The organism is Aquimarina sp. AWH4_224 (assembly GCF_056160245.1).
This window is the reverse complement of the sequence record NZ_JBSWWU010000003.1, coordinates 348,094-369,641: the sequence shown is the minus strand read 5'-3', so window position 1 is coordinate 369,641 and position 21,548 is coordinate 348,094. Positions and strand designations below refer to the sequence as shown.

Genomic DNA, 21,548 nt, shown 5'->3' with positions numbered 1-21,548 from the left:
CTACCATTATGCGGCAATACTAAACCAGAATTATAGGTAAAATGACCAAAATCGAATGCAATAAAAGCCTGAAAATGGTTTTGGGGTGATTTGAAATTTTAACATTAGCGTATTTATCCCGTAATCGAATTAATATGAGTTAAAATGTCATCCGTAAGCAACGGTAGTACATCTAAAGCTTTTAGATTCTCTAAAAGCTGCTCTTCTTTTGAGGCTCCCAAAATGGTAGAACTTACATTTGGATTTTTAAGCGTCCAGGCAATGGCTAAAGCAGCAAGTGTAATGCCTAGTTCATCAGCGATATTCTTGAGTTGCTGTAGTTGTTCCATTTTTTCTTGTTGTAACCATTGTTTAGAAAGCCAGTCCATTCCTTTAATAGAGAACCTAGAACCTTCAGGAATACCATCAAGATATTTTCCCGTTAGAAATCCTGCTCCCAATGGACTCCATGCGGTTATGCCTAACCCAATGTTTTTGTAAATATCTTTAAACTCGGTTTCTACTTTATGTCTCTTTAAAAGATTGTATTGAGATTGTTCTACTTTTGGACCAATAAGACCATATTGTTGTGCGATTCTTTGTGCTTCCATAATTTGAACGCCGTTCCATTCGCTAGTGCCCCAGTATAAAATCTTTCCTTGTTGTATAAGCATATTCATAGTCCATACTACCTCTTCAATAGGGGTGTTCTCATCAGGTCTATGACAAAAGTAAAGATCTAAATAATCCACTTGTAAACGCTGTAATGCTTCATGACACGCTTCAACTAAGTGTTTTCTGCTTAAACCCATCTGATTAGGTTTGTTATCTTTTCCATGCCAACCAAAAAATACTTTTGAAGACACAACAAAAGAGCTTCTTTCCCAATTTTTCTTTTTTAAAACGCTACCCATCATTTTTTCACTTTCGCCTAAAGCATATGTCTCGGCATTGTCAAAAAAATTCACACCATGATCATAGGCAATTCCCATGAGTCTATCGGCAAGTGTGTCATTAATCTGTTTATGAAAACTCACCCAGCTTCCAAAGGAAAGGGCACTTAACTGTAACCCTGTATTTCCCATTCTTCGATATTCCATTATTTTTAATTTTAAATGATTATTTAAGTTCTAAAAATTCTAAATCTTGAGCCGATAATGGGATTTGTCCGGCCACCATATTTTGTTCCAAATGCTTTGGATCAGATGTTCCAGGGATTACAATAATATTGTTTGAATGGTGTAGCAACCAGGCAAGAGCTATTTGATGCGCACTAAAGCCATATTTTTTGGCAATAGTTTCTAGTTTTTGTTTGCCATAAACGTTGCCTGCATCCAAAGGATACCATGGTAAAAATGCGATGTCATGTTGAGCGGTAAACTCCAGAACATCTTCCCATTTTCTATTCCCGTAGCTATATTGATTCTGTACACTAGCTATAGGTGCATAAGTCATTGCTTCCTGTAACTGTTGTAGGTTCACTTCGGATAATCCAATGTGTTTGATCAATCCTTCCTTTTGTACATTTGCCAAAAAACCGATCTGTTCTGATAAAGGGATCGAAGCATCTATACGATGTAATTGATAGAGATCGATTTGCTCGACTTTTAATCGTTGTAAACTTCCTTCTAAGGCTTTACGCATACGTTTTGGGTCATTATTAACGATCCAGTTTCCATTAGGGCGTTCATAACCCACTTTGGTGGCGATTACAGTTTCTTTACGATATGGATGTAGTGCCTCTGCGATCAGTTCTTCTGAAATGTAAGGCCCATAACTATCTGCAGTATCGATGAAGTTGATCCCCAAATCCATGGTTTTTTGCAGTAGGCGTAACATTTTTTCTTTGTTCTTAGGATGTCCGTACCCTCCCGTACCAGTGGTTTGTAAAGCACCATATCCAAGACGTTTTACTTCTATATCTCCACCTATCTTATACGTGCTATTTTGTGCTATTGTTTTCATTTTTTTTATGTTTTTATGATCCTAATAAATAGGTCTATGGGTTAATCTTAAAAATGAACTAAAGAAAGCTCCTTTAATCAATTTATAAACGTTTATAGTTTCTTAAAGTAAGGAGTAATCCCTGCTTATGGTTATATAGAAGTATTTAGAACATTCCCCCGTTCACTCTTATGGATTGTGCTGTTATCCAACCCGCCTCAGAGCTGGTTAAAAATTTGATCATTGGCAATACATCCGAGATTTCTCCTAATCTGTTTTGAACAGACATATGTTTCAGATAATCAATAGAATGTTCGTTTTCTACCGGGTAGAAAAATGATGTGTTAAGCGGACCGGGTGCTATGGAGTTTACGGTTACCCCTCTGGAGCCAATTTCTTTGGCGATCATTTTTACAAATTGTTCTGATGCAGCTTTTGCCCCGGCGTATACCGAGTATAGCCCTGTGGTAACCGACGTAAGGGTGGTGGAGATGTTCACAATTCGTCCACCATCATTGATGCGTTTGGCGGCTTCACTTAATAGAAAAAAAGCAGATTTGGTATGAATCGTAAACATTTGATCGTACTCTTCTTCTGTGACTTCTGCAGCTGGTTTCTTGAGCATGGTACCTGCAGTATTTACCAAAATATCAACTTTTCCAAAAGTGGTTTCTGCTTCATCAAACAAACGTTTGATTTCGGATACTTTTCTCAGGTCCGCCTGTACCAACTTTGCATTGTTTCCGCTAGCTTCAATTTGCTCCACGATTTTTTCTGCTTCACGTTTACTGCTATCGCTGAAATAGTGAACGATTACTTTTGCTCCAGATGTTCCTAAATAAGATGCTGTTTCTGCGCCTAAGTTTTTAGATGCTCCTGTAACGATGGCTACTTTTCCTTGTATAGTTTGATTTGAATTTTCCATTGTATTTAAATTTTATAGTGATTCATTAAATATTACACTACAAATGTACCTGGCTAAGTAGCCTTGTATTAAACCAAAAAACAAGGAGGGATGACCAATTTTAAGTATTGCGCAATTGAAGTGGTGTTTTGCCTGTTTTTTTCTTTACAAAACGTACAAAATGGGTGGGGTTGTCAAAGTGTAAATCGTAGGCAATCTCACTAACGGTTTTAGACGTTTGAAACAATAAGGATTTTGCTTCTTGAAGTTTTCTATTATGGATAAGTTGTAAAGCGGTATTGCCTGTTAAACTCTTTACTACATAATTTAAATGTGTAGGATGAATGGATAGGGCATCTGCAAATTCTTTAACCGATTTCAATACCTTCTCTTTGTTGGTACCGTACTGCTGTTCGATTAGTTGATTATAATTACTTAAAATACGTTTATCAGAATCTTGGATTACCGCATTTGTTCCTAGTTTTTGCTCATAAAGATTTTTGGATTCCAAGAGCAAAATATTGAGGTAAGACCTAAATATATCTTCTTTGTTAGATAAATTTTGTTGTGATAACAGCAATGCACTCTCAAAGGTTCGCTGCAAATGATTACTCTCTTCTGGATTGATCTTTAAGCTCATCGATGCATTTTGAGTAAAAAAGGGGAAATCAGAATGTAATTTATTTTTCTTGTGTACCAGTGTATAAAAATCTGATGTAAAATAAATTACAAAACCGGTCATCGGTTCCAAATTGTCCCAGGATTGAATATGACCTTTCCCTGAGAAAAAAAGTGTATTGGTATCTAAATGCGCACTATTTTGATTGTTGCTCATATCAATACCTCCGCTCAAAATAAGCATAACTTTAAAGAATTTCTTTCTGAATGGAGGGACTTTTTTATGAATGGATTCAGCAGATTTTTCAATTCGGCCAACACTGAAACCATCAAATATTTGACATTCAACATTGATAAAATTAAAATATTCTTCAATAGTTTTTAAAGTATATATCCCGTCTACCTTCAAGCAAGAAATTTTATTACAAAATACAGTTTTTCAAACAATTAAAGAATGAATTGAGAAGCTACTTTCTATGGCAGTGCCTTATTTTTTATCCCAACACAAAAAATCCTTGTCTAAAAGATAGTATTGGACTACTAGTAAAAAAAGTAGTTCGTCTTAATTATTGCGTAATTGAAGAGGTGTTTTACCGGTTTTTTTCTTTACAAAACGCACAAAATGAGTAGGGTTGTCAAAATGTAAATCATAGGCAATTTCACTAACGGTTTTAGATGTTTGAAATAATAAGGACTTCGCTTCCTGGAGTTTTCTGTTATGGATAAGCTGTAAAGCGGTATTGCCCGTTAGACTTTTTACCACATAGTTAAGATGGGTAGGGTGGATAGAGATGTGATTGGCAAACTCTTTTACCGATTTAAGTACATTTTCTTGGTCCAAATTATACTGTTGTTCTATAAGTTGATTAAAGCTATTCAATATTCGTTTATCTGAATCCTGAACTACAGCCGTAGTCCCTAATTTTTCTTCGTAGAGATTTTTGGATTCCAGGAGTACGATATTGAGATAAGATCTGAAAATATCCTCTTTATTCGATAAATTTTGAAGAGATAACGAAATGATATTTTCGCAAGTTCGCTGCAAGTGCTCACTTTCATTTTGAGTTATGGAGATACTCATCGATGCGTTTTGAGTAAAAAAAGGAAAATCAGAATGTAATTTATTCTTTTTATGAACTACGGAATAAAAGTCTGAGGTGAAATAGATGATATATCCGCTCATCGGTGCAATACTTTCCCAGGATTGGATATGACCTTCGCCAGAAAAAAATAAAGTATTATTGCTAAGGTGACCTTCATTCTCATTGTTATGCATGTCAATTTCTCCGCTTAAAATGAACATAATCTTATAGAATCGTTTGCGATACGGAGGCATTTTTTGAGGAATCACTTTTGCCGAATCTTCCAATCTGCCAATAGCAAATCCGTTAAAAACAGGGCAGTCGAAGTTGATAAAATCAAAATACTCTTTGATCGTAGATAAAGTATGTATGCCATCTATTTTCATTTTTAAAAGATAGCATATTTTAAGATAAAAACGGCAACACTCATTTCTGAAATATCACCGTTTTATCCAACACTAAAATTTGATATATGTTGTTATTTGGATTCTGCCAATTTCATGGTATCGAATTGTTCTTCCAGTTCTGTTTCAGAGATAATCTCCCAACCTCCACCTAAAGCTTTGTAAATGGCTATTAGGGATGTAGCAGAAGCTATTTCACTTGTGGCCAATCTATTTTCTGCTAGCAATAGTGTATTGTCTGCGTTGAGGTAATCGATAAAACTATCTAGCCCTGCATTGAAACGTTTTTTCGCGATTTCAGTCGCTTCCGCACTGGCTAAAGATGATTTTCTTAATATTTCTCTACGCTCCAATTCGTTGGTGTAATTGGTCATTGCAGTTCTGATTTCTTCTAGAGCCTTTAGTACTGTTTTTTCGTATTGTTGTAATAAGGCAAGAGTCAGCGCATCTTCTTTATTGATTTGTTGTTTTACTCTACCTAAGTTGAACGCTGCCCAACTAATACTGGGGAAAATGCTCCATGTAAATGATTCGTTGCTGGCAAAGTTTGAAAAGTCAACAGCAGAAAACCCTATCGATCCACCAAACTGAATTTTTGGATACAATTCGGCAACCGAGAGATTATATTTCGCAATCTGAAGTTGTAATTCGGCTTCGGCATGTTTTACATCAGGACGTCTGCGTAATAAATTAGTTACATCTCCAATAGATATAGTTTCAGGAAGACTAGGTAATGGTTTTTTGGTGACAATGTTGGTGTCCAAACTACCAGGTACTTCACCGATTAAAACACTGAGGCTATTTTTTAATGCTTCAATTCTCGCTTTTAATGGGGGGATAGTGGCTCTCGTGTTTTCCAATTGTGCTAATGCTCTTGATACATCCAATTGATTACTGGTTCCCGCATCTGATAAACGAACAGTTAGATCATAAGTTTCTTGTTGTCCATTAAGATTACGGTTTGCAATATCCAATTGGTATTGTGCGCCTCTTAGTTCGATGTAATTTCTGGATACTTCGGCAAAAATGCTTACATATACGCTTTGTAGGTCGTTTAGTGCTAATTGTTGATTTGCAACAGCTCCTTTTATTCTATTGGATACACGTCCAAATAAATCTGTTTCCCAAAAGGCATCAAAGCTGCCATTGTAAGTGGTAAATGTTGGATTCGCACCAGGGACAAATATGTTTTCCCCTAGTCGTGTTCTGGTGACATTTCCATTGGCGGTAACGGTTGGTAATCTGTCCAGTTTGGTTTCTTTTACCAAAGCTCTGGAGGCATAAAAATTGGCTATTGCAGTATTAATATCTAAATTATGTTTTCTTGCTTTTTGGATAAGGGTATCCAAAATAGGATCGTTAAATTCGCTCCACCAGTTTATCGTGATTTGCGTATTTGCTTGAGTGAAAACCGAATCTTGCGATGCTGTTGCTAAGTAATTTTCACTTACAGTAAGAGGAGCGTTTACTTCAATATCTCTTTTGGTAATCCCACAGGAAACCAACAGTAGAGATAATATAGTTATTAGTGTTAGATTTTTCATGATTTCTATGTTTTAATTTCTTATTACAAATTTCGGTCTCGAAGGGTATTTATAGATAACCAATAACACTCCTTGTATGACCAAAATCTAATGTATTTGAATTGCCTCGTCAAATTGTTGTAGAGGTAATGGCTTATTCCAGATCGCACTTCCTGGATCTTGAGGTTTTGATTGTGAAAGATCACCCAAATCGTAGGGATGAAACCCCGAATCCATAATTAGTTGCGCTACTTTTTGTTTATCTGCTTTGTCACCACCACTTAGCGGCATTACTAGTAATCCATCTTTTCTATTGGATTCGGTTTCCAGATATTTGGACCAAAGTGTGGTGTATGATTTCATAATTTTTGCCTCGGGGAGTAACTGTTGCATTCTTTCACCAGCAGTGGTGTTTTCTGGAATCATATTTTGATAGCCATTCTCTGTTTTAACCAATGGATTGGTGGCGTCTATAATGATTTTATCAGTCACTAGTCCTTTAATTTTTTCGATAGCTTCATTTATTGAACTGTAATTCACAGCCAGCAGAATAATATCTCCAAATAGAGTCGCCTCTTCTACAGAACCGAATTGCGAATTGTCTCCGGCTTTTTCAACTAACGTAGCTAGTTTTTCAGGATTTCTCGAGCTAAACATTACTTTGTGTCCAGCTTGTGCCCAGTAGGTTCCCAAGATACCACCTATGGCACCCGAACCTATAATTCCGATATTGTATGATGTAGTTTTCATTGTTTTTAATGTTTTGATTTCTTGTTACAAATTTCGGTTACAACAGGTGTTATTAGTTAACCAATAACACCTGTACACTGACCAAAATGTAATATCCTTAAGCAGTTTGAATTTGTTTTGATATCATCTCTGCAGATTCCAATTTTTCAGTATTGGATTTTTTGGTTGTTAATCGTCGTCCTAAATAATAGAATACTGGCGTTAAGAAGATTCCAAAGAGCGTAACTCCAAGCATCCCGCTGAATACTGCAATCCCTAAGGATACTCTCAATTCTGCACCGGCTCCGGTAGCTATAGCAAGAGGAACAACACCTAGAATAAATGCCATTGCTGTCATCAAAATAGGACGTAATCGTAGTTTGGAAGCTTCGATAACTGCCGTTTTTAAGTCATTACCCTGATCTTCCAGTTGTTTAGCGAACTCGACGATCAGAATGGCATTTTTACTGGCCAGTCCTACGAGAACCACCAATCCAATTTGAACCATGATGTTATTGTCCAATCCAGCCAAATCCACACCAATCATTGCAGAAAGTAATACCATAGGTACGATAAAGATGACTGCTAATGGTAATACCAGGCTTTCGAATTGGGCTGCTAATAGTAAAAAGACGAATACTACGGCCAATAAGAATGCAATTGCCGCCGTATTTCCTGTTTGTTTTTGTTGATAGGCCATTTCTGTCCATTCAAAAGAAATCCCTTGGGGTAATACTTCTGCAGCCAATTTTTCCATACGATCAAGTGCTTGACCTGTGCTGTATCCTGGTGCAATATCTCCAACTAATGATGCCGATGGATATAAATTGAATCTAGGGATTCTATTGGGTCCGGCAATATCTTTTTGAGTACTAATGGTTCCTAGAGGCACCATTTCGCCCTGATTGTTTCTTACCTTGATTCTGGAGATATCATCTGGTGTTAATCTGTTTGGAGCATCGGCTTGAGCAGTTACTTGATACGTTCTTCCTAAATAGTTGAATTCGTTGACAAAAGCTGAACCCAGGTATACCTCTAAAGACTGGAAGACATCTGCAACATCAATGCCTAATTGCTCTGCTTTTACACGATCAATATCCAAATATAATTGTGGGGTTTGATTGTTAAAGAAAGTAAACACACTGTTTAATGCCGGATCCTGATTGGCAGCTGCGGCTAGGGTATAGGTGGCGTTAATTAATTCGTCTGTACCTAGATTTGCTCTATCCTGAACCATCATTCTAAATCCACCTGCGTTACCAATACCACGTACCGATGGAGGTGGTATCACAACAACGAAAGCCTCATCGATTTGTGCCATTTTACCTCGTAGTGTGGCGAGTAAATCGTTGTAGCCAATTCCTTTTTCGTTTCGAACGTCAAAATCTTCAAGTGTTACGAAAATTGCAGCAGCATTGGATGCATTGGTAAAAGACGCTCCATCAAAACCAGTAAATGATACTGCAGTTTCAACTCCGTCAACTTCGAGTAATACGTCTAACGCATCATTTACCACTTTATCGGTTCTGCTTAAAGAAGATCCCGGTGGTAACTGGATTGCAGTTATAAAATACTGTTGATCCATTGCCGGTACAAATCCAGTGGCTACACGGTTAAATTCAAAACCAGTAAATGCAATAAGTCCGCCATAGACTACCATAACCATTGCACTGGTTCTAACCAATTTACGAACACTATTTCCATATCGATTGGATACGTTATCCATGAATCGGTTAAAACCATCACCAATGAATTTTAATGGTCTTAGTAATAGGGGAGTTTTCTTATTGGGATCATGTACTTCGTGCTTCATTAATAAAGCAGCCATTGCGGGACTTAGCGTTAGTGAAACAAAGACTGAAATTGCCGTGGCTACCGCTATTGTAAGTCCGAATTGTTTGTAGAATTGTCCTGAGATACCTTCTAAAAATGTAGTAGGGATAAATACGGCGATTAATACTAACCCAATAGCAACTAGTGCGCCACCAACTTCATCCATGGTTTTACGAGCAGCATCTTTTGGCGATAATCCTTGTGCTAGATAACGTTCCATATTTTCTACAACAACAATAGCATCATCTACCACAATACCAATGGCAAGGACTAGCCCGAAAAGGGTTAAGTTGTTCAACGAAAACCCGATGGCCTGCATCACAGCAAATGTTCCGATAAGAGATACTGGGATTGCCAAAATAGGGATAATTGCAGCTCTCCAGGACTGTAGGAATAATAGAATTACAAATACTACTAAGAGTACAGCTTCAAAAATGGTGTGATACACTTCATCAACGGACTTTTGTACAAATTCTGTTGGGTTGTATGCTATTTTATATTCTAAATCTTCTGGAAAGTTTTTAGACAGTTCGACCATTTTGGCTTGAATTTCTGCAGCCGTTTCTAATGCATTTCCTCCAGGTTGTTGAAATATGGGCATGGCAATTGCCGGATCTTTACCCAGATATCCTTTGGTGGCATAGTTTTGAGCGCCAAGTTCTACACGTCCTACATCTTTTAATTGTACAATTCGTCCATTTTCTCCTGATTTGATAATAATATTTTCAAACTCTTCTGTGGTGACTAGTTTTCCTTGGGTTTGTATGTTAATTTCAAATGCAGATTGGCTTCCTGAAGGGAGCGTGTTTAAAGTTCCGCTGGCGATCTGTACATTTTGACCTCGAAGTGCGGTTAATACCTCTCCGGCAGTCATATCCAGATTGGCAATTCGATCTGGGTCCAACCAGATACGCATTGCATATTCTGCTGCACCAAAAAGTTGTATGTCTCCAATTCCCTTAATACGAGCCAATTCATCTTTGAGTTGTAATGTCGCATAGTTTCCGATATAGGTCTGATCGTAGGTCTTATTTGGAGAATACATATTGACAACCAATAAGATATCTGGAGATATTTTCTTTGTAGTAATCCCTAATCTTCTCACAGATTCTGGTAATCGGGGTTCTGCAATGGCAACTCGATTTTGCACTTGTACCTGGGCTTTATCCAGATCAGTTCCTAATTCAAAAGCAACTTGAAGAGTAACTCTACCATCTGCGGCAGATTGTGAGGTCATATAGATCATATTTTCAACCCCGTTGATTTCTTTCTCCAGAGGAGTGGCAACGGTTTCAGAAAGTGTTTGTGCGTTGGCCCCGGGATAAGTTGCTACTACTTCAATGGTTGGAGGTGCAACATCTGGGAACTGTGATACAGGCAAGGATACGTATGCCAATCCGCCCACGATCAATATCAGGATGCTCAACACCGCTGCGAAAATGGGTCTTTTTATAAAAATGTGACTAAATTTCATGATTTCTATTTTTTAGTATTGGAAAAAAGAATCCTCTGTCACTGTCCGTTAGTACATGATAAAGTGTTGGTAGACAGTGATGTAATGAATTCGTTATGTGATTGTGTTTATTCTTCTTCTGAAAAAGCTACAATGTCTTTGTTACTAGTAGTTAATACGGTTTCAGTTGGACTTACCGCAACTCCAGGTCGGATCTTCTGAATGTTATTGGTAATCAATTTATCCTCTGGCGTTAACCCTTTTCTGATGATTCGCAATCCATTAGTATGTAATGGACCAAGTTCTACATTTTTTATGGTCACTTGATTATCCTCACCTAGAACATAGACAAACCTCACGGATTGATTGGTACCTATAATTTCGTCAGGAATCATTAGTGCTTCATGCTCTGCACTTCCCAATAGTCTGGCTTTACCAAACATTCCAGGCTCAATAAGACCATCCTTGTTTTCTAAAGTTGCTCTACCTTCGATAGTTCCTGTGCTTCTATCAATTTCATTGTCTACAAAATCCATTACGGCTTTGTGTTTGTACTCATTTTCATCTTGAAGTTTCAGAAAAACAGGGTTAGCTGTAGAACGAGATGATCCTCTTTCTCCATTTTGAGCTAGACGCGAATATTTTAGAAAATCTGATTCACTTCCTCTAAAATAAAAGTGAATAGGGCTTGTGGCTACTATAGTAGTAAGTAACGTCGAATTTGAAGAACCACCATCAATAAGGTTTCCTTCATTGATCAGATCACGACTTACACGTCCAGAAATGGGTGCTTTTACTTTAGTAAATTCAAGATTTAGTTTGGCATTATCTACTGAAGCCTGTGCCAATTGTAGCGAAGCTTTTGCTCCAGCCAATGCTTGCTTTCGGTTATCATATTCTTCTAAAGATACAGCTCCTGATTCTCTTAGAGATTGCACACGGTCAAAGTTATCTTTTGCAATAGTTAACCTTGCTTGAGCTTGGCTATAACTGGCTCTGGCTTGACTTAATGCAATTTTAAAAGGTCTTTGATCTATAGTAAATAAAACATCTCCTTTAGTAACGGATTGCCCATCTTTAAAGCTTACGTTTTGGATATAGCCGCTAACTCGCGCTCTTACGGCTACGCGATTACTTGCTTCAAAACGTCCTGTATATTCGTCCCATTCCGTAATTTTTTCAAATACGGGTAGTGCTACTTCTACGGGCATTGCCTGTATAGTAGTAGCTTGATCTTCATTAGTGTTGTTTTTGCTTATAAAAACTATTATAGCTAGTACTGCAAGAGCTAATCCAGCAAATATGCTCATCTGCTTGGTGCTTTTTTTGATGTTTGGAAGTATTGTTTTCATTTTATTGTTGTTTTCGGTGTTATTAAAATTTGATAGTACAAATGTATTTACGATGTTGGCCTAATAGTTAACCAAAAACAAAGGGTAAATGACCAAAATTTAATATTCAGGTGTTTTTTGCTGTAAATGAGGGGGAGAAGAGATATTAATAGAGGGAATATTGGTTATTTTGGCATAGGAGTAAAACAAAAACCACAAATGTTTTTTGGAAATCATGATTCATAATTAGTTAATATAAAGTTAAATATGTTGTATTTACAACATTGGTTGTTACTTTTGTTTTATGAAATATCCATTGCAACATTGTGTCGGATTTAGGTTAAGACGATTGTCTAGAATAGCTGATGGTCATATTAGAAAATTTCTAGGAGACCAAAACATTACCGAAAATCAGGTTACTATTCTCTTTACTTTACATGAATTAGGAAGAGTAGAGCAAGGTAAAGTGGGAGAAATTTTGCGTCTGGAACGTTCTACAGTAAGCAGAAATATCAAACTGTTGGAAAAGCGAAATCTTGTACTGCGAACTGCAGATTACCGACCAGAAGTCGAACTGACTTCTCAAGGTCTGGAAATGGTAAATGAGATTATCCCAAAATGGGAGAAGGCCATGGATTTGTTTATGGATAGTCTAGAGGAGGATGGAATGAACAGCTTAAAAAAACTAGAAAATAAAATGATCTAAAAATTTTATATATAATGTTGTATATGCAACATTTAATTAAAAATTCAACTTCATATTTAATAGAACTATTATGAAAACCAAAACACCATTTGTAGGATGCATCTTTTTTCTTTTGTGCTTTGTGTGTTTTTCACAAAACACTTTAGAGGATTATGTAAAAGAAGGACTACTTAATAATAGGCAGTATCTAAAAGAACGATTGAATACCGATATTTCTAAAGAAGAAAGGAAGATAGCCAAAGGACTTTTTCTTCCGGATATATCTTTTAATGCTGGATATATTCTTGCAGATGGAGGAAGAACCATAGATTTTCCGATTGGTGACCTTTTTAATCCGGTCTATGCTAGCCTAAATCAATTGACGGGGACGCCCCAATTCCCTACAAATTTGGAGAACGTCAATGAACAACTATTACCAAATGATTTTCATGAAACCAAAATACGAATTGTACAGCCTCTCTTAAACACTGATATCTATTACGGGCATAAAGCTAGCAAAGCCAAGGTTTCTATCAATGAAGCAAAGGAAACCGCATACCAAAATCAATTGGCTTTTCAAATTCGTAAGGCATACTACGATCATCTAAAACTGATAGAACAAAAAAGCATTCTGGATGACACACGTCTCCTACTAAAAGAACTTGTGCGCGTCAACAAAAAGTTTGTTAAATATGATGTGGCTACCAAGGAGGTCCTTTATAATGCAGAAGCTCAATTGTATCAAATTAATGCTCAACTTGCAACTGTACACAAAAACATAGCGCTATCTCGTAATTTTTTCAATTTTTTGATGAATAAGGATTTAGAGGCAAAGATTATCATAGATAAACCCGCAGAATCAGACAATGATCGGTTTATAGTCTCTGAAATTAAGAAAACTGCCTTAACACATCGCAGTGAGTTGGAAAGTATTGAAAAAGGCATCAAAGCCAATGACTTTGAAATCAAACGCACTAAAGGGTTTTTAATCCCTAATGTTTCTGCAGCCGCTGAATTCGGTTATCAAGGGTTTGGGTATACATTTGATAAAGATCAGAGGTATTACCTATTAAGTTTCAATCTTTCTTGGCCAATATTTCAAGGCGGCAGGAACAAGTCTAAGGTCCGTAAAGCTCAAATTGTAAAGAAACAACTGCAAACTGATTATTTCGAGGTGCAAAACAGTATTCTTTTGGAAGCCTCTCAGGGGTATTACGAACATGAAGAGGCATTATCTGTGCACGATGCTCAATTGTCTCAACTAAAAAGTGCACAGGAAAACTTCAAGATTATAGAGGCTCAATATAAACAGAATCAAGCATTGTTGGTGCAGTTCAATGAAGCGCGTACACAATTGACTACGGCGCAACTCAATGAATCAATCGCTCGATTCAATATCAAAATAGCCAAAGCAAACCTGATAAGAATAACACAAAACAATTTATACTAATGAAAACTACCGCTATAATACTACTATGGACCTCATTCCTATTTCTTGGTTGTAAAAAGGAGTACACCAATATAAATTCGGTTACAAAAGAAAATTTTAAGAACGTAAGAGTTCAAAAGGTAGCAAACTTGAAACAAATACAACCTGTAATTGCTACGGGAACCTTATTGTCCAAAGAGGAGATAACTCTTTCTTTCAAGATTGGCGGAATCGTTGCGAATCTAAATGCAGAGGAAGGAAACACCATAAAACAAGGACAACGTTTGGGTAGTCTGGATCTTACGGAGATCAATGCAAAAGTAGTAGGAGCCAAAAACTCTTATGATAAGTCAGTACGGGATCTAGAAAGAGCCACTAATCTGTATCGGGATACAGTAGGAACCCTTGAGCAAAAGCAAAATGCAGAAACTGCAGCTGCTATAGCAAAGTCAAATCTCAACGTAGCGCATTTTAACCAAAGATTTGCCGTATTGAATGCTCCAATCACTGGGAAGATCTTAAAAAGGTTTGTCGAGAAAGGAGAACTCATTTTTCCGGGACAACCCATATATAAAATAGGGAGTTCACAAACCGCTGGTTCACAAATTGTTCGATTGGGGCTTTCGGATAGAGATATCATTAAAATTCAAATGGGTGATAAAGCTACGGTACATTTTGATGCTTTCGAAAATGTTGAATTTGATAGTATGGTAACCGAGATTTCAGAATCTTCCAATCCAAGAACAGGACTTTTTGAGGTTGAACTTACCTTAACCAAGCCAGTTCCTGAGCTTAAAAATGGATTCATTGGTAAGGTGCAAATTCATCCCAAAGGCAATAAACCATTACTCAGTATTCCTATGGATGCATTAGTAGAAGGAGATAAAAAGGAGGCTTCCATCTACTACACCCAAGATGATAAGACCCTGAAAGTGGCAAAAATTGACGTAATAGAAGTTAAAGGAGATTATTTTACTACTGCTTTGTCTCAGCTTCCTTTTGATGCGAAAATCATCACAAGTGGGGCTCCATTTCTAAAAACAAATGATTCTATAAATATTATACAATGAAACTTCCAAACTTAGCACTCAAAAATCATTTTTTTGTTCTAACTGCTGTCTTTCTTTTGGTCTTTTTAGGCATCCGTTCCTTTGATACAATGCCACGCTCGGAGGATCCTTTTTTATCCTTACCAAATTATACTGTTGTAGTGGTTTATCCAGGAACCAGCCCTGAAGATATGGAGGATTTGGTGGTAGATCCCATTGAAGAAGTAATAGACGAATTAGATGATATCACAGAAATTAAGACTGAAATAACAAATAGTCTTGCAGTCCTAAAGATTGAAGCCGAATTCGGTATCAATTATGATGATAAGTACGACGACATCGTTGCAGAAATCAACAAAATTAGAAACGAACTACCCAGAGGGATTATAGAATTGGATGTTGAACAGTTTAAGCCAGCAGATAGGGTTGTAGTAAATCAATTTGCTCTGGTGTCTGACGGCGAATCTTATAAACAATTGTATGATTATGCGGAGGATCTAGAGGATGCACTCGAAGTTTCCAGTTATATAAACAAAGTAGATATAGAGGCAAACCCTCAAGAGGAAATCCGGATTAGTTTGGATTTTCAGAAAATGGCAACCTTGAAGATTCCGTTAAGATTGGTTATTGGTACTTTACGGAATAACAACGTTAATGTCCCTGGGGGAACTATTAAATCTGGAAATCTAGGATTTAACTTAAAATCTACTGGTAGCTACGAAACCTTGGATGAACTTCGAAACACTGCTATTTTTTCTAATGAGGGGCAGATTGTGTACCTAAAGGATATTGCAACGGTAACTAATGATTATGAAGATTTACGCTGGATAGGTAGGTTTAATGGTAAAAAGGCTATTTATATAACTGTTACTCAAAAAGAAGGGGGTAATATTTTGAAACTCTCCGAAGAGCTTTCTACCATAACTGAGACTTTTAAGGAAAAACTTCCGGATACGATCGAATTAAGAACGGCTTTCGAACAGGCTCCGGCGGTAAAACTAAGAATTAATGATTTTATATCTAATTTGTTTCAAGGTATCCTGTTGGTAGGGATTATCATACTCTTGTTTTTAGGATGGCGACCTGCTATTATTATCATGGTGGTCATACCACTTTCTATATTAATTGCAATTATGCTAATGGACTTCACAGACTATGCGTTGCAACAAATAAGCATCGCAGCCTTGGTAATTGCTTTGGGGCTATTGGTGGACAATGGAATTGTAGTTATCGAAAACATTGTTCGGTTCAAAAAAGAAGGTTACTCTTTACTAGAAGCTGCAGCAAAAGGAACTTCTGAAGTTGGATATGCTATTGTGAGTTCAACAATTACAACCATACTGGCTTTCGCTCCGTTAACGCTATTGTCAAGTGGGCCAGGAGAGTTTTTACGTAGCTTGCCCCTAACAGTTATCTATGTCTTAATAGCTTCATTGATATTGGCATTAACTTTTACACCAATTTTGGCTAGTAGGTTGTTGAAAAAAGCAGCCCCTCAAAAAACACCAGCTATTTCAAAAAAGTTGGAATACTTTGTTGAAAAAAGGTACAGCCCTCTTTTACAATTTTCCCTTCGGAAAGGTTGGATAATCGTTTTTGGAGGGTTTTTGGTATTAATCTGTTCTCTTTTGTTGTTTCCGAGTATTGGGGTGAGTTTTTTTCCAACCGCAGACAAACCAATGTTACTGATCGATGTTGATCATCCGTATTCCAGTAATATTGAGCATACAGATAAAACCATGCGCTATATCGAGTCGGTATTGGATACCACCGATTTTGTATCTCATTACACCACCAATGCAGGACATGGTAATCCTCAGGTATACTACAATCGAATTCCAGAAGAGTACAAAACTTATCATGGTGAAGTACTGGTGAATTTTGATCATTGGGATCCAGAAATGTTTTATAAAACTTTGGAGCAATTCAGGCACACTTTTGCCGGATATCCTGATGCTCGAATTTCCTTTAGGGAGCTTAAAAACGGAGCTCCTTTTGAAGCACCAATTGAAATTTTGTTAATCGGTAAAGAGCTTGAAGTACTAAAACAGATTTCTTATGATGTAGAAAGAATTGTTGAAGAAACTGAAGGAACTTTGGATGTTGATAACCCATTGGCAGTTGCAAAGACTGATATTAATATTAAAGTAAATCGCGACAAGGCATCATTGTTTAATGTTTCTCTTTTGGATTTAGACCAAACCATAAGAGCAAGTTTAAATGGACTTTTGATCGATAACATCCAAATAGAGGAAGACGATGAAAATTATCCAGTTGTACTTAGGCTTCCGTTTGCAGATAGGCCGTCTTTAGAGGATTTTGATAAAGTATATGTAGCGAGCTCCACAGGAGAACAAATACCATTAAGTCAATTGGCAACTATTCAGTTTGAAGAGGATTATGCGAAGATTAACCATTTCAATACCCAAAGAAATACTGCGATCACTGCCAATGTAGTGAACCCCGATAACACAAAAACATATACAGAAGCGATATTACCCAAGTTAGAAAATTATAATTGGCCAGAGGGTTACAGCTATTATATAGGAGGGGAGTATGAGACTCAAACCGAGAGTTTTGGGGATTTGGGTATTTTGTTGGTAACCGCCCTGATTTTAATATTTGCAGTTCTCGTGTTACAATTCAAATCGATTACGCAACCGTTGATTATTTTTTCGGCGATACCACTGGCCATAAGCGGTTCTTTTATTGCACTTTTTTTATCAGGTTGGTCGTTTTCGTTTTTTGCTTTTGTTGGATTCATTAGTCTTATCGGAATAGTCATCAATAATTCTATTATTCTGGTTGATTACACCAATCAGCTGATTGCCGAAGGCCGGAAAAAAGTAAAAGCAATTGAGCTTGCTGCCAAAAGAAGGTTTATTCCTATTGTTCTTACATCGCTTACCACCATTTTGGGCCTTATGCCATTAACACTTTCTGGAACTTCTTTGTGGTCGCCATTGGGCTGGACTCTTATTGGGGGAATGATTTCGTCAACTTTGCTTACCCTTTTAATAGTGCCGGTATTATATAAGTGGTTAACCGTAGGTGAATAAATATGATGTGATATTCATTTTGAATATTAAAGATGCTCGTTTTTATAAACTAAAAGCTACGTTTTTGAACGTGGCTTTTAAGGGTTTATTAATTTCTGAAACGCTACATTTTAGATAATTTAAGATCGATTTTTATTCGCTCCGCGATAAGAAATTCAAATTCTCTATAAGAGAGTTAAATTTTCTTTTAGCACTTTCTTAAATTTACCGTTGTGTTGTAAAAGTTGAATCTATCTAATTCAAATATATCATCCATAGACAAATCTATTGTCGTCTTACCGTTCAAAAATCTGAGTGGAGATACTTCCTATGAGTATTTCTCTGATGGTATTACCGAAGAAATAATTAATGCGCTTACAAAGATTGATGGACTTAAAGTTACTGCACGGACTTCATCATTTACGTTTAAAAACAAACCGACGGACATTCGGATTATAGGGAACGAACTTGGTGTAACCAATGCCGTTGAGGGAAGTATTCGGATTGCAAAAGAGAGAATACGTATTTCTGCCCAACTTACACGAACAGATACAGGTTTTCTGTTATGGTCTGAAAAGTTTGATAGAGAACTCAATGATGTTTTTGGACTTCAGGACGAAATTAGCCTTTTGATAGCAGATAAAATTCGTGAGAATTTTGGGCATATCGAGATTGATGAAACCCTATCCACTGTTCGTACACAAAACCTCACGGCGTATCAACTCTATTTGAAAGGAAGATATTTTCAATTGACTTGGAACTTGCCAAATCTTGAAAAGGCCATTGGTTTTTATCAAAAAGCTGCAGACTTTGATGCTTCTTATGCAGATCCCATAATAGCTATTGGATGGTGTTATGCCATCAATGCAAGTTGGGGGCATATGGATAGAGATGATGGGCTAAAAAAGGCAAATGAATTTTTGGATAGGGGTTTAGCAATGAACCCTGATTCTTATACTGGGTATTTTGCTAAAGCAACAATACATTTTTGGGGGAATTGGCAGTTTGAAGAAGGGTATCGAGATCTTCAAAGTTGTTTCAAAATAAATTCACATTTCTCTGAAGGTATGGAAGCCCTTGCAGAACTATATACTGCAACGGGATTTTTTGATAAGGCTTTGGAACAAACCGAACAGATTCTAAAAATTAATCCATTATCTCCAAATCATTATTATACCCAAGGAAATATACATTATTTGCAAGGACACTACGAAACTGCATTGAATAGCTTCGAAAATTCGCTAAAGCTTGACAATAGTTTTGCATTAAGCCGGCATTTGAAAGTAGCATGTCTGTTATTTTTAAAAGAAAGAGATGCAATGTTGGCCTATGCCAAATCCTTCCTGAATAATGATTTTGTAGCTATGATTGAAGCCATTTATGGGGCCGTTCACCGTCAAGAAATACCAGAATACGATGAAGCGCTAGTGTCAGAAAATTTGAACTTGATGGTGTATTGGGATTTTTATTATTTGGTACATTGTCAAAAAACGGATCTTGCACTCGAACACTTTGAGAAAATGGTAGATGAGCGTATTGGGCAAATCATTAATTTTCAATTTGATCCATTTCTGGAGCCTATACGAGGAACTAAAGTTTTCAAAGAATTAAGAGATTCAGTGTTTAAAGGAATCGAAGTCACTACCTTCTCTCTTGAAGCTTCAAAAACGGATAACATCCCATCCTTTACCCCAAAAGAATCTGATGAGTTGAAAAATGGATTGGACCAAATTTTAGTTGGTAAAGAGGCCTTTCTTTGGCCAGAATTATCGCTTCGCTCTTTGGCAGAAGAATTGGTGATCCACCCCAATCGATTATCAAAATTCATTAATGATGGTCTCCAAACAAATTTTGCAGAGTTAGTGAACCGTATGCGTCTTGAGTATTTCAAAAAAATAGCCTTGTTACCAGAAAACAACCATTTGACCTTATTGGGATTAGCCTACGAAAGTGGTTTTAACTCCAAAACTGTTTTTAATACATACTTTAAAAAAATAGAAGGTATGACGCCCAAGCAGTGGTTGAAGAATAATGCCTAGTTAAGGAGTTCGTACACAGTTTCAAAATCTCTTGTCTAACATCTGAGTTGTAATCACAAGTATTTAATACTACTTATTCAATTTTTTTGAGAATCGTAGTCAAAAAGTTCTGATTTTCATTTTGTAGGTTCTGAATTTCATTTCAGAACGATTGTCTTTCCTTTCAAAATCATCTTTGTACCATCAAAAAATTATCCATCTACTTCGCAATTGCGCAGAGTAAAAAACGAACATTTATGACAACAAGGATTAGATTTATTTTAGGAACAACATTAGTAATACTGCTATCAGCCATTTCGTCGTGCTCCAGCGATGATGATCGAAGTAGTACCCCACCTGTAGCAACAGGAATTCAAACTCAAGAAGACCTAACAGAGTACTTTGAAAAAGTTATAGAAACTCAGGAAATAGCTGGTTTTGCAGTGAGTATCGCACAAGGTAACAACATTAATTACAAGGCTTCTTTTGGGTTCGAGAATATTGAAGCACAACGTCACTTCAACAACCAAACGGTTATTAATATTGCTTCTTTAAGCAAGTCCTTTGTTGGTGCTGCTACCGCAAAAGCTATTGAGCAAGGGTACTTTACCTTGGATACACCAATAAATGATATACTGCCTATTCGCATTGTCAATCTTGCAAATCCTGATGCGGTGATTCGAGTACGACATTTGGTAACACATACTTCAGGGATTGTAGATGATCAAAGTACGTATATCAAGGCCAATTATTTTGTATTGCCCAATCAGGATATGAGTACTACAGGTGCTATGATATTAACTGATGCTCTAGAACTCGAAGTGATGAATCCTGTTCCACTTGATGAATATTTGGCAGAGTATTTTTTAGCGGATGGGGCACTATATGGTGATTCTAACTTCATTGCTATAAAACCAGGAGAAGTATGGTCGTATTCAAATGTAGCAACGACACTCATGGGCTTCGTTATAGAATCTGCCACCAAAGAAGATTTTGCAACCTATGTGGCAACATATATTTTATCGCCCTTGCAGATGAATAATACCACATTTAACGTGACAGAAGTAAACCAACAGCAATGGGCCACTCCTTATCTGGATAAAAATACACCTCTTCCATTTTACGGAAATCACGGCTATCCCGAAGGCAGCATACATACTACTAATGACGATTTGGCAAACTACCTTTTGGATATGACCAATGGGATTAAGGGGCAATCAAATACATTATTCGAAACAGCTTTTTATGAACTACTATTTACTCCACAACTTGATGCGGGTATCGTACCAGATGATTTTGCCGAAAACCACGGTCTGTATTGGTACAAAAAAGGAAATAACTGGGTTCATGGAGGTAATAGTTTGGGGGTGTCCAGTCATATGGAAATAAAAACAGATGGTAGTTCAGGGTTCTTTGTTATTGCTAATATGGATGCCACTTTTTCGGATAACACTGGTAAATGGGAATCTGTATTGCAGCTCATAAAAGAAGGTGTTCAGGAATATATACAGCATAATTAATCAGGTGAA

At 36.9% G+C, this 21,548-nt stretch carries 15 protein-coding genes; 6 read left to right on the top strand and 9 right to left on the bottom strand.

The features are described from left to right. Window positions 1–113 precede the first annotated feature (113 nt). From ACXAGJ_RS07780 to ACXAGJ_RS07740, 9 genes are all read right to left on the bottom strand, one after another. Window positions 114–1,079 (bottom strand): aldo/keto reductase, encoded by a 966-nt coding sequence (locus ACXAGJ_RS07780; protein WP_474838647.1) that lies wholly within the window; start codon window positions 1,077–1,079, stop codon window positions 114–116. Between the two features lie 19 nt (window positions 1,080–1,098). After that, complete coding sequence (locus ACXAGJ_RS07775) at window positions 1,099–1,944, bottom strand: aldo/keto reductase (RefSeq protein ID WP_474838645.1); 846 nt, start codon at window positions 1,942–1,944, stop codon at window positions 1,099–1,101. A 145-nt stretch (window positions 1,945–2,089) separates the two neighbouring features. Next, window positions 2,090–2,848, bottom strand: coding sequence for an SDR family oxidoreductase (locus ACXAGJ_RS07770; protein ID WP_474838643.1), 759 nt, complete (start codon window positions 2,846–2,848; stop codon window positions 2,090–2,092). A gap of 100 nt (window positions 2,849–2,948) precedes the next feature. After that, window positions 2,949–3,854, bottom strand: a complete 906-nt coding sequence (locus ACXAGJ_RS07765) for a helix-turn-helix domain-containing protein (protein ID WP_474838641.1) — start codon at window positions 3,852–3,854, stop codon at window positions 2,949–2,951. A 153-nt stretch (window positions 3,855–4,007) separates the two neighbouring features. Then, window positions 4,008–4,913 (bottom strand): helix-turn-helix domain-containing protein, encoded by a 906-nt coding sequence (locus ACXAGJ_RS07760; protein ID WP_474838639.1) that lies wholly within the window; start codon window positions 4,911–4,913, stop codon window positions 4,008–4,010. 92 nt (window positions 4,914–5,005) lie between these two features. Next, on the bottom strand, window positions 5,006–6,475 hold the full coding sequence (locus tag ACXAGJ_RS07755) for a TolC family protein (RefSeq protein ID WP_474838637.1): 1,470 nt from the start codon (window positions 6,473–6,475) through the stop codon (window positions 5,006–5,008). Window positions 6,476–6,562: 87 nt separating this feature from the next. Continuing rightward, window positions 6,563–7,204 carry an NADPH-dependent F420 reductase gene (locus tag ACXAGJ_RS07750; protein ID WP_474838636.1) on the bottom strand — a complete coding sequence of 214 codons (642 nt, stop codon included), beginning with the start codon at window positions 7,202–7,204 and terminating at the stop codon, window positions 6,563–6,565. Window positions 7,205–7,301: 97 nt separating this feature from the next. Then, the gene (locus tag ACXAGJ_RS07745; RefSeq protein WP_474838634.1) at window positions 7,302–10,490 is read right to left on the bottom strand and encodes an efflux RND transporter permease subunit; all 3,189 of its coding nucleotides are present in this window, start codon (window positions 10,488–10,490) and stop codon (window positions 7,302–7,304) included. 107 nt (window positions 10,491–10,597) lie between these two features. Next, window positions 10,598–11,821, bottom strand: coding sequence for an efflux RND transporter periplasmic adaptor subunit (locus tag ACXAGJ_RS07740; protein ID WP_474838632.1), 1,224 nt, complete (start codon window positions 11,819–11,821; stop codon window positions 10,598–10,600). A gap of 283 nt (window positions 11,822–12,104) precedes the next feature. Here ACXAGJ_RS07740 and ACXAGJ_RS07735 point away from each other — a divergent pair, with 283 nt between their 5' ends. The 6 genes from ACXAGJ_RS07735 to ACXAGJ_RS07710 all read left to right on the top strand — a co-directional run bounded on the left by ACXAGJ_RS07735 (window position 12,105) and on the right by ACXAGJ_RS07710 (window position 21,539). Next, entirely contained in the window at window positions 12,105–12,506 is a 402-nt protein-coding gene (locus ACXAGJ_RS07735) for a MarR family winged helix-turn-helix transcriptional regulator (RefSeq protein ID WP_474838630.1), read from the top strand. A 70-nt stretch (window positions 12,507–12,576) separates the two neighbouring features. Continuing rightward, window positions 12,577–13,935 (top strand): TolC family protein, encoded by a 1,359-nt coding sequence (locus ACXAGJ_RS07730; protein ID WP_474838628.1) that lies wholly within the window; start codon window positions 12,577–12,579, stop codon window positions 13,933–13,935. Next, window positions 13,935–14,984 (top strand): efflux RND transporter periplasmic adaptor subunit, encoded by a 1,050-nt coding sequence (locus ACXAGJ_RS07725; RefSeq protein ID WP_474838626.1) that lies wholly within the window; start codon window positions 13,935–13,937, stop codon window positions 14,982–14,984. Before ACXAGJ_RS07730 ends, ACXAGJ_RS07725 begins: the two co-directional genes overlap by 1 nt. Beyond that, entirely contained in the window at window positions 14,981–18,022 is a 3,042-nt protein-coding gene (locus ACXAGJ_RS07720; protein ID WP_474838624.1) for an efflux RND transporter permease subunit, read from the top strand. The genes ACXAGJ_RS07725 and ACXAGJ_RS07720 overlap by 4 nt, the downstream gene beginning before the upstream one ends. Before the next feature lie 224 nt (window positions 18,023–18,246). Further along, window positions 18,247–20,040: a helix-turn-helix domain-containing protein gene (locus ACXAGJ_RS07715; RefSeq protein ID WP_474838622.1), complete on the top strand. Its 1,794-nt coding sequence runs from the start codon at window positions 18,247–18,249 to the stop codon at window positions 20,038–20,040. A gap of 236 nt (window positions 20,041–20,276) precedes the next feature. Further along, window positions 20,277–21,539, top strand: a complete 1,263-nt coding sequence (locus tag ACXAGJ_RS07710) for a serine hydrolase domain-containing protein (protein ID WP_474838620.1) — start codon at window positions 20,277–20,279, stop codon at window positions 21,537–21,539. Window positions 21,540–21,548: the final 9 nt, after the last annotated feature.

Bases quoted from the DNA above. Each gene is read 5' to 3' on its own strand.
- ACXAGJ_RS07780 (WP_474838647.1), bottom strand. From the start codon at position 1,079: ATGGAATATCGAAGAATGGGAAATACAGGGTTACAGTTAAGTGCCCTT.
- ACXAGJ_RS07750 (WP_474838636.1), bottom strand. From the start codon at position 7,204: ATGAAAACTACATCATACAATATCGGAATTATAGGTTCGGGTGCCATA.
- ACXAGJ_RS07720 (WP_474838624.1), top strand. From the start codon at position 14,981: ATGAAACTTCCAAACTTAGCACTCAAAAATCATTTTTTTGTTCTAACT.
- ACXAGJ_RS07730 (WP_474838628.1), top strand. From the start codon at position 12,577: ATGAAAACCAAAACACCATTTGTAGGATGCATCTTTTTTCTTTTGTGC.
- ACXAGJ_RS07710 (WP_474838620.1), top strand. From the start codon at position 20,277: ATGACAACAAGGATTAGATTTATTTTAGGAACAACATTAGTAATACTG.
- ACXAGJ_RS07760 (WP_474838639.1), bottom strand. From the start codon at position 4,913: ATGAAAATAGATGGCATACATACTTTATCTACGATCAAAGAGTATTTT.
- ACXAGJ_RS07770 (WP_474838643.1), bottom strand. From the start codon at position 2,848: ATGGAAAATTCAAATCAAACTATACAAGGAAAAGTAGCCATCGTTACA.
- ACXAGJ_RS07775 (WP_474838645.1), bottom strand. From the start codon at position 1,944: ATGAAAACAATAGCACAAAATAGCACGTATAAGATAGGTGGAGATATA.
- ACXAGJ_RS07745 (WP_474838634.1), bottom strand. From the start codon at position 10,490: ATGAAATTTAGTCACATTTTTATAAAAAGACCCATTTTCGCAGCGGTG.
- ACXAGJ_RS07725 (WP_474838626.1), top strand. From the start codon at position 13,935: ATGAAAACTACCGCTATAATACTACTATGGACCTCATTCCTATTTCTT.
- ACXAGJ_RS07740 (WP_474838632.1), bottom strand. From the start codon at position 11,821: ATGAAAACAATACTTCCAAACATCAAAAAAAGCACCAAGCAGATGAGC.
- ACXAGJ_RS07735 (WP_474838630.1), top strand. From the start codon at position 12,105: ATGAAATATCCATTGCAACATTGTGTCGGATTTAGGTTAAGACGATTG.
- ACXAGJ_RS07755 (WP_474838637.1), bottom strand. From the start codon at position 6,475: ATGAAAAATCTAACACTAATAACTATATTATCTCTACTGTTGGTTTCC.